We start from the raw sequence: 14,163 nt of genomic DNA, 5'->3' as shown, positions 1-14,163 counted from the left end.
GGGTGTTATTACTGAAATTCGCGAGGTCTTCCTTTGTAACCAACCCTAACGTTTGTTTCTGATGTAAGAGTTGAGTCGACAATGATTATCACCAAACCATTGCTTCGCCTTTCCCGTATATGAATTGTAATAAGTGTTTTTTCACCTGACTTATTATACTTTTATACAATGGCCAATCGACAGCTTGGCCAAGTATCGCACTCGCCAAATTGATTGAATTCATATTCAAATCAAACTCTTCAGGAACACCCATTATTTCTGCTTCTAGTTCCAAAGATGGCATTAAATATCGCCCTTGGTACTCAATATATATTGCATCTTTAGTCTGTTTTCTTTGGCTTCTTGTTAGTGACGGAGCGTGCAGCGACGACTCGGAGATAGTTCTGATTCTCCCTGTTTCAATTCCTTTCTTAACGCTACTCGTATCCGTTACATCCCTAAGCTGACCATACATTGTCACAGGCTTGTTTCTGATTATTTTGGTTACCGGCTCTCGAATGTACTTGGCCACCAGTTGATCCCATACAGTCGTTGTGGTGCGTGGGGTTGGCTTAGGGAATTCAAATTTTGTTGGGAGTAATGTTGAAAAGTGGAACAGACGAGCACGACTGCTTACCCCACCGTATTCTCTTGCGTCTAAAACTGCCGTTTTAGTCTTATACCCCATTTGGCGCAGTCTTAAATCCCATAGCTTATATAAATCTGAATCTTTGAATCCGGGAACTTGCTCCATTAATACTACTGGGAATTTAAGGCCATCTATAATTCTCAATCCGTCATAAACCATTGATAGGCTACTGTTGCCCGACTGAAACGATGCCTCCCGTTCGGATGCGGATTTAAGGCGGCTAAACTCAGAACACTCTAATGATATTGTAAATAATGAGCTTGGTTTTTCAGCGTAATATTTCTTAAGCATATCAATACTGACATGGGTAATATCTTCATTGAACACGTTACCGACTTCGACATTTGATATTGCAGATAAGATTCCTGACTCTGAAAAATCAGCATTTTTGTCCGATGCATTACGCGGTCTATATTCGAGCACATGGTCTATTTTAAAACCTTCGCTTGCTGCTGCATGGCAATCGATTCCAGCTGTGCAAGCTGAAAAGCACGATAGCGGTTTTTTACTTGTTAAAACCTGCATCAAGCGCTCAGCTAGTTGATTAACAATAGGAACGACTCTAAATTCTCCGTAGGATATGGATACATGTACTTTATCGGTCGCTTCTGGAATGGAATTGAGTATCGCTTTGGATGATGTCTCAAACGTCAATTCAAATGGGTTGTTTTTCCTACCGCTCTTATAGGTCCTAGAATAAATTCTTTTTACTTTGCTTAGTAACGGCAGTTTTTCGCTTAACTTCACGACGTAACCTAGCCCATCACCGAGGTTTTGCTCTACGACTTTACTTCCTTTCTTAAAGCCCATTAGCGCCAAGATATTTGTAGATAGTTGCACCTTACGTTTACCGCAACTGTATCTGGTAATCGTTAATTGCTTGGTGAACACTCCGGCTGGAGCTGTAGCAGACATGGTAATGGCAGACATACTAAATTTCCTGATGGGTAGTACAGTTAGTTGTTGGTATCGTACTACCCGTTAGTTCATAAATACGTCGGAATCATAGAAAAGCAGTGTTTAACTGTATTTCTGCTTAATTAGTTCGGAGTCTTCGATAACTTCAGTACCAAATTGCAAAGTATTCATCGCAACAATTGATTTGTCATAAATTTGTTCTTCAATGCCTTTTTCCATTTGTTCTGCGGCTATATTGGATTCTCGCAAGCTTTGTACTAAGCCATTTCGATAGTTTTCCATAGAGCCGGACGGGAAGGCTTTGCATAAACCCTTAAGCCAGGGTTTACCAGCATGCTCATTCTCCAATCTAAGTTTGTGTGGCAAGTCCTTAGCAGAGGTGTTCAGCCCCCAAAGCATTGAACCTTTGCACAAGAATTCGACTTTTGCTGAACCACGAATACTATTCATATTTGGAAGGTTGACAGTATATAGCCATAGCATTTGAGAACCTTGCTTTCCATTAGGGCCATGTAAAGAAGTCAGAGCTTTAACTTGTGTTTCGCTTAAGCTGAAGTCTTTCTTTAGGGTGTCTATCTCTTTACCTGTAGTGCCGGAGTATATAAACACATTTGTCGCTTTTTCTTTCATCGTAGATGTAAAATCAGAAGCGGAATGACTAGCTTGGTTAATGTTAAGTCTCCACTTAGGCGCTTCTTTTACAAGCCATTCAATATACATTGCTCCCGCAACAGGAACCGAAATCGAATCGCCTCGATCATTATTCATTTTCACGGTTAATGCGTGCCACTCATCGAGGTTCAGGCATTTGTCTACGTTTCGATATTGGTTTATGCCTTTCTTCCAATAGGCGTGATACAAATCATCCATACCATTAAGGATCGTTTCATTGATAAAGAATTTTTTCATGCCAATGTTCATTGCCAGCAAGTATTCAGCAAAAAGTCGGATGCGAGACTCGTTATCAGTCGATTCGCTCACTATTGGCTTTAAGTCAAAGCTGATCACATGCGCGTCGGCAAAGTCCAAGGTCGTATTGGATGTTAAATGCGGCATTAGCGTTATGTGAGCTCTTAACTTGAATGCTATAGTTTCTATACCTTCAGGATAGATTCGTTGGTAACGTTTTTTTATAGCTGCGTCTGTCGTTAAAGTTTGGATTAAATCATCGATCGTTGGCATCGCCATTCGATGTGCAAGTGATGCCCCCTCAATCGAACCTTTCTGAAAGAGTTCATCTCTAATTTCAAAGTAGGATTTATATAAAATGGTTTCCGAGTTAATGGAAGACGTTTTACTTACCACTATTCCATATTTTTTCGTGAGACTTTGGAGTTCAGGGCTTATGGCTGCATTGAATTTTTTACTTTCATTACGTTGCGCTAAGCGTAGGAACGTTGCCTCAATAATACCTTGTAAAATATCTTTGCCACCTTTGCATGGAAAACCTGTTTCCGGTTCAGCGCAGACAGAGGCATAAAAGTTGATAATGAATTGAAACTCCTGATTCGTTGGCACCTTACGTCCCAGTCTTATATCCAGTGGGTTTACTTTCCAATTATCACTAGATGGGTCCCATCTTTGGCAAACGATGAGTCTCTTTGTTTGATCAGAACCGTATTTCTTCTCCATCATAAGGCGTAGATATTGAAAAGCTCCCTCTGAAGATGGACCGATATCCATAGATACAACTAAAGGCATGTGAGTTACACCCTCTGGCATCATCGAAGCTATGGACTTGGCATTCATTGTTAATGACTTCCCCTGTCTTGGACGCGCAATATACAACGTGTAATCATAATCTTGATAAATGTTGTTGGGATTAAGTAGGCAAACCTTGCCACTTTCATGGCGCATAACAATCGGACCATACTCATTTATGGAACTTTCAGATTGATGGGGTAGAATATCGGCCAATTTATCCGCGCCAATTAGAAATCCGTCGCTGTGACTGGCGTTATTAACACCAGCAATAGATGAGAAATACGTCTGGAATGGACTAATGTTATCAAAAGTAACTCTTGCCCCCCCCCAATCCGTCATAGCTTGTTGCAAGCTTTCACCATGTCGATTGATATCTTGCTCAGATTCACCCCAGGTCGTGATTAGGATTTGAACATTGACAGGCGGTGCATCAAACTCTTGATGGAATGAGTCCATCAGAATCATTTTTTGGTAATATTCTCTGTTCTTTTGCGTTAAGCCACCAATGGTTCTATTGATGCTTTCATTTAACTTTGACCACATATCTTTCGATTTCGGCTTCATGATAAATGTAATTCGGCAAGGAACGCCTTTGAGTCGTTTTAGTAGAATATTAAAAGGTATGTTTTGTTTCGGAGGTACATCTACCGTATGCGTTCCAAAATAGCGATTTCCTATCTTGAGAACGCCATCGATACCATCTTCTACGATGGTTTTACGTGCCATTTGAGCAGACAACGGTTCTGCAAGGAACGCTCCAATATTAAGTTGGTTTGTATCGGGGTTAAGTATCCACGCCCCAGGGGTGGGAGTACCTATCCGCTTATCGTCGATAAAATTGAGTTGAGTGTATTTGGGATGAGTCGGATTTATGCGTGTTAGCATCCACTGTGCTGCTTCTTTCGATTCTATTTTGTCACAAATGATATCCGCATTTCGAAGCTGTTGTAGTATGACCTTTACATTGTTTGAGTGTATTTCAACGGCTTGACTATCTGAAAGAAAAGGATTGGACGCGCCTTGAAATAAAGTTTTGTGCATATTGCTAAGTTGCATTTCTTCAGTTTGGACAGGAACAACCTTACCATCAACATATTCCATCTGTGTTGTCGGCGTCGTCCAAATTGCAATCACATTGTCTTGAGCCATGCTGATTTCAGCATTCGCACCGTTCAGTTCTTGATACATTTCTTCGACATCAATCCCTAGCTTTTCACCAGCAATACGTGAAGGTCGCGTAACCTCATTGATAAGGTCTTTAGAGAAATTGGGATCTTGTTCGTACATCCAGGCGACACACACTTTGTCCGAATTAAAATAGCTTTTTAGAATGCTTAAGACATTATTGTATGCCAACGCATATTCCTGCGACTTTGCATCTCCGAGTATGTTCATTGACCCATTCAGGCGAACAAGCGATAACCTAACCCCTTGTGTAGTTAAGATGGTCGCAGGGTCGATGAGACAAGGCGCTTCAAGGTCTATGTATCGAGCACATTCGTCTTGAAGTTTTTTATTTCCTCTCAGCTTGTTAAAAAAATCAAAGAATATCATTGTTATTGCTTCCCTGTATTTGACGTGTCAGAGTCGTTTTTTTCAATTACCGAGGTGAGATAATTAATTCGTAAAGCTGGGGTTGAGTAATCGACAATTCCATCGAGCTGTTCGAGTAATTCAGGCGATAGAATTTCAACTTCACACAGGCTTTGCGCTATTGCGCAGGAGTTAAATTGAGGATGACGATAAGGGTTCATAATTCACCTGATCTTCTGATTTCTTAATATGTTCGTCTTGATGCTGTTTCTGCTTAATTGCTATATATTCTTGCTGGAATTCAGCGTCATATTCCTTTTCTTCCACTTTTAGTACTGCTGCTTTCATTTTGAATACTTCGCACAGCTGGGCAACTTCTCCGGCCCAACAAAAGAAGCTGACGTAGCCATTGCCAAAGCCAGTTGCAATGATTTGATGTGAACGCTGAACTTCACCAATTATTGTTATCCAATTCGCACGCTCTACACATTTCCACCAAACACTTGTCCAGGTTCCTTTGTATTCGTTAACTAAATTTCTTGTTGCTATCCCATGAGTAACGGACAACTGCAGCGTGTCGTCTTCTACCCAATTACTTTGGATATGTTGAACTGCCTTTGAGTCGACAGTGAATACATCTTCAATGGTAAATTTCAGCTTGCTGTCCAAATTACTGATGGCATTCAGTTCAACATTTGACATCCACGTACTTTGTTTTTCAGGCCAATCTAACTTTACGGTCGTACGAGTTACATTAACGAGGACAAACGCAATTTGCTCCACAAGCAATATACGTTTGGGGTCCTTACGGCACACCTTAATGAGAGCTGGATTACGTTTAGGTTCTTGAAGCAACAACCCTTGCTTTAATAATTCAGTCCAGTGTGTAGGAGCCCACCTTTGACAGAATACTTGCTTATCCATGACGACCCCTTGCGGGTAAAGTCGTATGCTTTCCCTTTCAAGCCATCGCCCTAAGAAAGCATGGTTGCCAGTTGGTTTTGGGAGAGCATTTGGGTGTTGGGTTTCACGACGCAGCATATTGAGGTGTCGGTCATATTTGATTAGCCATTTAATAAGGCTGTTATTTCCTTTGATGGCAAAGTTGTCTTGTGAGCTATCTAGTAGTACTGAGTCATCATTTGAGTCTGGATTCCAAATAGACAAGACTGAAAAAAGACTTCTGTATTCGTAGGGCGTCAGCGATAAGCAGTGAAAGCTGCAGCCATCTATTTCCTGCAGTGTGGTTTCGTCGACATTGCAATAGAATCTACCATTGCTTCTACGTCTTAATGATTCTTCCATAGCTAATTTGCTATGGAAGCGACTGACCTTGCCACTTACAGTTATTATCAACCAGTGATCTAGTCGACCTGTTGGGTTAAGCTTCCAAATTAGAACTGGTTCTTTTTTTTGATCGCGTTGTCGTGATGAGTTGAGTCCTGAATCCATCGTTCCCTCTTCGGTAGATACTATGCTTTCAGGCTAGACAGGTTTAGACATCGACTGTAGAGCATTTCGACGTGACCATTGAGAGATACAAAGTTTTCCTTTGAATATATCTTATTGAGTTCATCTGCTAACTCGGTATCCACGAGATAGCGGATAGGTTCGAAAAATTTCATTCGTTTTTCATAAGCATCCTCTGGCATTTCAAACAGCATGGTAACCAATGTTTTTTGATCGTGCAGATTGGCATGTCGATAAGCGTTGGTAACCATTGACACTCTTTGCTCTAACTCGCCAAGGAAAGCTTCAACATGGGTTGAGAAATCGATTAGGCCTTGCTCCTGCTCCGTCATATCCGTTTCTTTCTTATGAATCATTGGGATGTCTGGATGAGACTGATAGTAATGCATGAGTCGCTGCAGGTTGTTTAAGTCGGGTTGAGATATTTCGGGTAGATATACGAAAGTGATCTTATTGTCGAATAATGCGGCGTGGCCAAGTCGTTGCCCTAGAAAGCAAAAAGGGCAAACTGTTACCATATTATCTAAAGTAAAATCACTGTCTTTATAGCAACCATTTTTGGTCACCACTTGCTGCATCTTGGATGCAGAAAAATCGCACAGAAAACATTTTTTATTATCTCTAGCTAATACTTTCTTCGCCAGAGACAAAAATAATGGGTTTTCTTGTTCTAATAAACGATCAACGCATTCAGTACGATTTATAGCAAGTGGTTTCATAAATTGCCTATTTTGTTGTTTGACCCTGATTTAAATTAAGCATATCACTTGTAGATAAGCCCTTTTCGCCGCCCATCATAAAATTGATTACTTCTGTAGTACCGAAAAATGAAACTATGAACATAACTATCAGAGCTGGAGCGCCGATTAGACACAGACCTTTTAAAAAGTCGATTCCAATGTCTTTGCTTGCATTCGGATCTTGCTGTGGCCCTTTAAGTTTGTCCAAGCTGTAACCCACACTTAGCCATTTCATCGCCCCCACACCTATTGATATAATGAATGCGATACCAACGAAAAATGCGATAACACGCACTATGTTAGTGCCTATGACTTCAATTCCTGTTGCTGCAAAAGCCGATGGCGAGGTTACGACGATGCCAGCCGTAATTAACGCCAACAATACAGACTTTTTATTTGTCTCTTGAGTGATATTTTTCATTGTTTTTCCTTATCGAGTTTCTAGCTATTTATTCGTTTAAAAAGGCCATTAAGATAAGACAAATCTGCATAATAACTTTCTGCTAGATTCATCCAAAATTCTGGAAATATAAAAATACAGCCACACACCAAACCCCATATAGCCCTTAAGCGAGCTGACTTTCTTACTTGCTCTTGAGGGTGTCCGGCATATTGCCCGTGCTTAAGACCTACGGTTAAGGCAAAACCACCCATACACCTTGATATAGTGAGTACAAACAAGGCTAACTTCAGTTCTGCGTCTGATGGTACCGCTCCATTCATGTAACCAAGTTGAGCGTAGGGGTCTTTAATGAACTGGCCATCAACCCCTATGGAAGTTGCCAGCATCATGGATACGGTATTTATGGTGATTAACATCAAGCCAAACAATAAACGTACCATTATGTTTGTTACGTTTGTCTCTTGCTGCATTGTTTGTTGATTGGATGTCTTTAATTTATCTAAGCTATGAAACACGCTTAAAATGATCATCAACCCACTTGCGATAGCAAAGAAGTAAATAAAGTACGTAAAATATGATAATAATGAAATAAACGAACTAAGCATGATATAAGAACTCTTTATGGGCAGAAGCCGTTAACAGGTTGATATTGCTTACCATCTTTAAACCGTATGCAACCATATGGGTCAACCGCTAACACCTCTCCTCTTCCTATTAAATTTTCGCCGGTTTGTAACGTGAGCAATTCTCCATATGGCTCCCCGTCTTTAACTTTGAAAAATTTGCCCACTCCATTTGAAACATTGACAAAAAGCAGATGGCGCAATTTTTTATGTGCATCGCGAGAGTTTTTTTCGTCGATAACATTTTTGAATTCTGTTTGGAGTTGGCCAAGAGATTGATTTATATCCATGAGTTCTTTCGAGCGTGAATTAACCAATTCTACATAGCGATTTTCTGCTACAAGTCTAGCTTCCTTCTCTCTTTTAGATATGCGCTTTTCAGCTTCAACATCGATAGATAGCTGCGTATTTATCGATGTTAAGTTAGAAATTTTCGTTACTTTGGAAGTTATATCTTTGTTTAGCCACTTGATATCTAATTTGAGTTTTTCTATCTCATCATTAGCTTTGCTTAATTTTGAAATGGTTAATTCTTTATCACTTAAAACTTGGCGATAGTCTTTTTGTGACTGCTGAAGAGACTCTTTAGTTACACTAAGGTCGCTTTTTAATTGTAAGTTTTCGTTTTCTAACGTCAGAATGGTTTTACGTGTAATAGGGTCTGAGTCTGTATAGTCTCGGTCTTCTAGAGTTTCGCCAACTGCTAAACCATTAAATAATTGATCGACGCCAGATTTTGTAAGGTCGGTTCCGCCTTCTAAAGATGGTTGTTCTCTAACCAGGCTTTGATTGAATGGTTGAGCATTTGCTTGTTGTGGAGATTTGATTGCCCCTTCAGAGGCCGACATAAATGAGTAAATCACCCCTAAAATCATGACCGAGATAATCGAAAGCATGATAATGAGAATAAACCACTTACGGAGGTAGATTGGGGCCTTGTACGATTCTTCCTCCACCATGTTGTCTTGTTCTGAATCAACCTCTTCAATTGATTCTGCTTCAACGTCTTGGCTGGGAGTTTCAAATGTTAGTTGTGATTGAAGCATCTCCATAGCTTGATCTGAACTAAAGGCTTCAGGCGCCTCAAAACCCTTATCAAGTTCTACATTCTCAGTCTGAGTGTGGTTTGACTCTTGGCTTGGCTGGCCAAACATTGCCATTGCACTTTCCGCATCGTCTACGTTAACTTTCTCTTGATCTGATTCAGCATGAAAAGTATCGGAAATATCAAAAGTAGAATCGACCTCAGTCTGTTCTGGCTTAACCTCAGTCATTAAGTTATGCGTATCATCACTCATTTTAGAGTTGGATTGACTATGACTCATAGCCAGTGATAAAGCATCAAATTCGTTATTAGTCCCTATTTGAGACTCAGAGTTAGATTCATGTAGAGAGTTGAGAGCTTCTTGTTGTTCTTGAGCGTAAATTTCATTTAATAGAGCATCTTCGGTCGCGGAGTTCGAATCCTGCATCCCGCTAGAGTCTTCGCTAATGCTTTCCATTTCGCTCAATGCGTTTATGTTTTCATGGGACTCATTATGCGTTCCAGCGGTCATATAAACTTCCTAAAAATAATACTATGTATAAACTAATGATAGCGAGTAAACATATTCCAATCAACCTATTTTAAATGGTGCCATTATTCATAGATGGATTGCTGATTCTTAGGGATAAACGGGAACCACGCAGGGTTAAAATCTTCTGTGATCATAATGCCTACAATATCACCGTTATCCACCCAGACAGTCGGAGGTGTCGCTATTTCTTTTTGAATTAACTCCCTACTTTCATCGACTACGCTACCCGCTCCAACGGCGAGAGCTTCCTTCCATTTAAATTCTCGACCTTCAACAACGGTCGTTTCGTTACCAACAGACACAGCGCCCCCTAACTGACCTATATACTCTTTCGCGCCTGAAGCAAAACCTGCAGCAAGCATCATCGTGACTCTATAAAAAGTATGGTAATCAACGCCACTTCGGTACCCGTTAGCTAAATTTTCATCCGGTGTTACAACAACGCTTTGCAATGTCCCTTTAAACTCATTGAAATTGACACGATCGCTTGCAAATACATAGTTGTCATACTCTAATGTTGGGTTGAACGGGATAATCGCTCCCTTTAATGGTGGCGTTAATATTTCAACCATCATATATTGCGATTTAGATGACGATCTTAGGCTGTTATTAACTTTCCCTAACATGAAATCCCCAAGCCTTAATCCTCGACCTCGCCCTTGGTTTAGACCGTCATCTGTTACTTTTTCACTGGATGGCTTGGTGTCATACTCAAACTCCTCAGAACCATCGTATGACATATCCAATTCGTTACCATTGGTAAATCCGCCCTTCGTCGATGCGACTTGGCTATAGGAGTCCATTTCTAAATTAACAGCTTTGAATCTAGTGTGACTGGGGGGCTCTCCACCAGCAGTAACATCTATTGGCTTCGAGAATTCTTCAAATTGCGCAAGGATATTCTCTCGCTTCACGTCCGATACAGACGAAGTGCCACCACTACCGTTCGTATGATTTCCAGCGTCACTTCGTTGTGACCTTGTGTTAACTCTTGAAGGGCTTACGTGGGGTTTACCACCGTCATCGGCACCTTCAAATGCGTCGTAATGGGCTTCGTTTTCCGTTTCTGCTTCTGGCTGTTCTTCGGCAGAAGTACCGGCTATTTGAGGGGCGCTCTCTAAAGGGGTAATTTCACTTGAAAATGTAGAGATATTTAATGCATCTGAACCTACATATGACGTATAAGAATCTTCGGCTTTTTTTTGTCTCTGTTTTTCGGCCCCGTCCACAGCATTTATTTGCTCTTGGGAAACATTGTCATCGCTTATTGGTATAGAACCTATTGTCGTACTGCTCTTAAATGAATCATTCGATTCATCTTCATTGTCAGAAAACACTGTGACTACAATTAAGGTACTGAAAACCACTACAGAGATAGTAGCTGATATTTTAAATATCATGCTCCCACCCTTAGTCATACTAAGCTTTTTTTTCTCCTTAACTGGCGTTACAGATTCAGGAGTTTTAGTTGTTCCTATTGATTCAGATTTTTCAGGCAACGGAGTCTGTTCGATGTCTTTCACTGTGCGCTACCTCTGTACATAATTGTGATAATCTGGAATGAATAAATTGACTGTTTCACCACTGCGATTTAACGGAACAATTGAGTTCAAAGTAGATGAAATAAAGACTTTCATCTCCCCCTCAGAACTAACCATCCTGTCGAATGAATACAATTGGTTTGGTGTTCTTACTATAAAGTTCCCGTTGTAGAACCAAACCGTTGCTATGCTAGGGTCAGACACCATTACAGGTATTGCCTCCTGTTTTAATTTTGTTTTATCTCTAAATCTACCTGTTGAGGCGAGGTAAGAGAGCTCTCTGCTGTCTAGTTGCTCACGAATTGTGATCTGCCCGTCTTCTTTTGAAGCTGTTGAAATTTCCAAATCAAAGTTCGTATTCGAAGGTGCTTTGTTTACATTTGGGTTTATTGGGCTGATGAAGGGTAATTTAAACGATGCGAAACCATGCCTCTTGTCATTGGAGTATCGAATGTTAAATTGGATAGGAGCACTATATTCACTCAAACTTACAAATAGACTGGTTTTCACATGCTTTACTAACGGGTTAATCCAGAGCATGTTTAATTCACCTTTTCTAGTTTCTAGTGATTTTGTCGGTGAAAAATCAAATATTGGCCAAGGGTGACCCGTGACATCTAGAAACTCCAATAGCGTTTCTCCTGAATCATGTACATAAATGTCATACATCTTAAAGCGGTCAGTGTGATCGACTGAGTATTGGTCATTGATAATTTCCGTTTCAAGCAAGGGGCTATTCTTAGCTCGTTGTAATTCATCGGCCACTAATCGAAGTAAAAATATATCGTTGAACGAGTTGGACAATGGACCTTCTGCTATCAAAGTTTCAAGTATTGATTTAGGGTCATCCGTTTGAGACAGTATCTTTGTTAATATTTCACGCTTCTTGTCATACTCAGCCGTGGAGTACCCATCTTCGTTGATACTTCGAATAAAGTGATTTGCCTGCTTTTTATCTCGTTTTTTTTCGTTTTGTGTCTTATCGCTTTTCATCACTTCAGCTTCAGACACTTCATTATCCTTACTAACTTCGGGAATCGCTTGCTCACTAATAGTTTGAGCTAACAACGAATCAATATCGCCGGATTTTAAATCTTCGTTAGCGAAGGCATTTAGCGTTACAACTAAACCTAGCAGCGCCATTTTGACATATTTAGACATGTCTAAACCCTTACCTAGATGATGAAAGTGAGTAGCTATCGATTGATACGCCATATTCAAATGCGGGGTTATTAGTTCGACTCATAATAACTTTAGCAACCTTTGTGCTAGTGCCGCTTCCCTTTAAACCTTCTTGCTTTCTCAATAATATAGAAAAAGTTAGCTCCCATCGTTTTATAGATTCGCCTGTTTCGCCGTCAGTTATAGGTTGAATTTCACGCAAACGGCCTGGTGATTTAGGGGAGGCATTTAGTGTTACTTCATCTTCTATGATCATGCCGAGTTCAGAGTCGGCATAAATTTCGGAATTATTACTGAAGCTAATCGTCCGATCAGATGTTCCAGCCAAGAGCCAGTTTTGGTAGCTTTTTTTTCCTTGATCACTAAAGCAAGAATTGAGGATTTTATTAATTCGATTGAGGGTGTTAATGAAAGACAAATCTAAAGAGTCGATTACGCATGTCTCTGCCCATATGCGAATGTTCGTAAGGTGTACATCATTCTTATTTAAAGGAACTAAATTATAAAAATGACCGTTTTTGTCTCTACCATAGACCTGAGCTTCAGGCATTTCTCTTGTCGCAGCTACAACCAACCCTATCGATAGTACGATCACGCTCAGAATTAACATTTTGATTGTTTTTCGTTGGCTAGTAATGGTTTCAGCCTGGAACAAAAGAGATTGAATCAATGCTTGTTGAGTGTACTGAATGAACTTGATTGTATCATTTGCTCTTGCGGCTACTTTTTCCGCATTTTTCGCTATTTTTTTAGGGTCGGCCATTTTTCACTCTCAGTTCGCAATTATCTTTTACACTATACATTGTTTTTTGATGTTTTTACGAATCGATTTTAGGTAAATAGCATTTTAACTGTGAGTTTTTTTTTGAAAATTTTTCTTATTTCGCCCGTTTCTTTTGCTTAGCCATGTTAAAATCGCGTAAAGATTTGGCTCTCCGGTTCTCACTTTGTTCACGGAGTTAGCCTGTTGAAATAGGATTAAATAATGACCAACGTTGCTGAATATTACCTCGCAATCCGTAGTGCTCAAATTGCTAAAAAGCAGCATAACCTACAAAATCAGCTGCTAACTGAAACACTACGCATTGAGCAAGAACGAAAACTTCATGCCGAACAGTTAGCTTTAGGGCGTACTGAGCATCTAAATAAGCTGGCCAATGAGCGTCGTGAGCAGCTAAACCAAGTTGAAGTTAATCGTCTTAATAAATTGGCGCTTGAAACTAATTTGTTAATCCGAAAGCAAGACTTAACTAATGCGGCGGTTATCTACCCTCTAGCGAATTATATTTCTCGTTCATACACAATGACTCAACAAAGTGTACCGTATATTTTTGCTTTACGTTCTTTGGGGATGACCTCTTACCCGCTGCTAGGTTCTATCTCAAACGTTGAGCCAGCCAACTCGAAATTATTTGAAAATTACCACTACCGTACCTACAAGCACCTTTCCTACTTGGCGCTAGACGGCAATAGACACTATCAAGCAACCGTAGTTGCTGGGCTTCAGTTGTTTTTAGTGCAATTGGGGTGTGATGCTAATGATCACCAAATTAAAGGTTTGGAAGTAATTAAGAATCAGAGGGTGGACGGGCAAATTCCTCAAGGTTTTATTCGGTACTTCTCTAAGCTGATGTCCGTTGCGATTGCTTCTATCAGCCTTATTGGGGAGCGAAAATCTCAGTACCAATTTTCAACGGCAAAATCGTTTAATCGAGAGCACTATGAGCATTTGAAGCAATCAAAAAGCTTTGAGTCTCTTTTGTTTAATACGTATTGTCCATCTGACTTTTCTTGTGAGAGTGAATTAAACGCATGTGCCGGAATTAATTCCTTTTTGCATTCAC

General features: G+C 40.2%; 11 protein-coding genes. 1 reads left to right on the top strand and 10 read right to left on the bottom strand.

The features are described from left to right. Window positions 1-88 precede the first annotated feature (88 nt). From AB4496_RS03560 to AB4496_RS03515, 10 genes are all read right to left on the bottom strand, one after another. Entirely contained in the window at window positions 89-1,558 is a 1,470-nt protein-coding gene (locus tag AB4496_RS03560; RefSeq protein ID WP_102257450.1) for a DNA cytosine methyltransferase, read from the bottom strand. A gap of 90 nt (window positions 1,559-1,648) precedes the next feature. Further along, window positions 1,649-4,804 (bottom strand): hypothetical protein, encoded by a 3,156-nt coding sequence (locus AB4496_RS03555; protein ID WP_102257449.1) that lies wholly within the window; start codon window positions 4,802-4,804, stop codon window positions 1,649-1,651. 171 nt (window positions 4,805-4,975) lie between these two features. Next, window positions 4,976-6,235, bottom strand: coding sequence for a hypothetical protein (locus tag AB4496_RS03550; protein WP_102257448.1), 1,260 nt, complete (start codon window positions 6,233-6,235; stop codon window positions 4,976-4,978). 20 nt (window positions 6,236-6,255) lie between these two features. After that, window positions 6,256-6,972, bottom strand: a complete 717-nt coding sequence (locus tag AB4496_RS03545) for a hypothetical protein (RefSeq protein WP_102257447.1) — start codon at window positions 6,970-6,972, stop codon at window positions 6,256-6,258. A 7-nt stretch (window positions 6,973-6,979) separates the two neighbouring features. After that, window positions 6,980-7,414 (bottom strand): hypothetical protein, encoded by a 435-nt coding sequence (locus AB4496_RS03540; protein ID WP_102257446.1) that lies wholly within the window; start codon window positions 7,412-7,414, stop codon window positions 6,980-6,982. A 20-nt stretch (window positions 7,415-7,434) separates the two neighbouring features. Then, window positions 7,435-7,926 carry a hypothetical protein gene (locus tag AB4496_RS03535; RefSeq protein WP_372130596.1) on the bottom strand — a complete coding sequence of 164 codons (492 nt, stop codon included), beginning with the start codon at window positions 7,924-7,926 and terminating at the stop codon, window positions 7,435-7,437. Window positions 7,927-8,015: 89 nt separating this feature from the next. Further along, window positions 8,016-9,575 carry a hypothetical protein gene (locus AB4496_RS03530; protein ID WP_102257444.1) on the bottom strand — a complete coding sequence of 520 codons (1,560 nt, stop codon included), beginning with the start codon at window positions 9,573-9,575 and terminating at the stop codon, window positions 8,016-8,018. An 83-nt stretch (window positions 9,576-9,658) separates the two neighbouring features. Continuing rightward, on the bottom strand, window positions 9,659-11,119 hold the full coding sequence (locus AB4496_RS03525) for a TrbI/VirB10 family protein (RefSeq protein WP_102257443.1): 1,461 nt from the start codon (window positions 11,117-11,119) through the stop codon (window positions 9,659-9,661). Window positions 11,120-11,125: 6 nt separating this feature from the next. After that, the gene (locus AB4496_RS03520; RefSeq protein WP_157936392.1) at window positions 11,126-12,298 is read right to left on the bottom strand and encodes a DotH/IcmK family type IV secretion protein; all 1,173 of its coding nucleotides are present in this window, start codon (window positions 12,296-12,298) and stop codon (window positions 11,126-11,128) included. A 10-nt stretch (window positions 12,299-12,308) separates the two neighbouring features. Next, entirely contained in the window at window positions 12,309-13,082 is a 774-nt protein-coding gene (locus tag AB4496_RS03515; RefSeq protein WP_102257441.1) for a hypothetical protein, read from the bottom strand. Window positions 13,083-13,304: 222 nt separating this feature from the next. Here AB4496_RS03515 and AB4496_RS03510 point away from each other — a divergent pair. Beyond that, the coding region (locus AB4496_RS03510) for a hypothetical protein (protein ID WP_372130595.1) at window positions 13,305-14,163 on the top strand (859 nt) is incomplete at its 3' end.

It is taken from the genome of Vibrio sp. 10N.222.46.A1, assembly GCF_041473595.1.
Taxonomy (GTDB): Bacteria; Pseudomonadota; Gammaproteobacteria; order Enterobacterales; family Vibrionaceae; genus Vibrio; species Vibrio tasmaniensis_A.
This window is presented reverse-complemented; position numbering and strand designations above follow the sequence as displayed.

Bases quoted from the DNA above. Each gene is read 5' to 3' on its own strand.
- AB4496_RS03530 (WP_102257444.1), bottom strand. From the start codon at position 9,575: ATGACCGCTGGAACGCATAATGAGTCCCATGAAAACATAAACGCATTG.
- AB4496_RS03560 (WP_102257450.1), bottom strand. From the start codon at position 1,558: ATGTCTGCCATTACCATGTCTGCTACAGCTCCAGCCGGAGTGTTCACC.
- AB4496_RS03550 (WP_102257448.1), bottom strand. From the start codon at position 6,235: ATGGATTCAGGACTCAACTCATCACGACAACGCGATCAAAAAAAAGAA.
- AB4496_RS03545 (WP_102257447.1), bottom strand. From the start codon at position 6,972: ATGAAACCACTTGCTATAAATCGTACTGAATGCGTTGATCGTTTATTA.
- AB4496_RS03535 (WP_372130596.1), bottom strand. From the start codon at position 7,926: ATGATCATTTTAAGCGTGTTTCATAGCTTAGATAAATTAAAGACATCC.
- AB4496_RS03555 (WP_102257449.1), bottom strand. From the start codon at position 4,804: ATGATATTCTTTGATTTTTTTAACAAGCTGAGAGGAAATAAAAAACTT.
- AB4496_RS03515 (WP_102257441.1), bottom strand. From the start codon at position 13,082: ATGGCCGACCCTAAAAAAATAGCGAAAAATGCGGAAAAAGTAGCCGCA.
- AB4496_RS03540 (WP_102257446.1), bottom strand. From the start codon at position 7,414: ATGAAAAATATCACTCAAGAGACAAATAAAAAGTCTGTATTGTTGGCG.
- AB4496_RS03520 (WP_157936392.1), bottom strand. From the start codon at position 12,298: ATGTCTAAATATGTCAAAATGGCGCTGCTAGGTTTAGTTGTAACGCTA.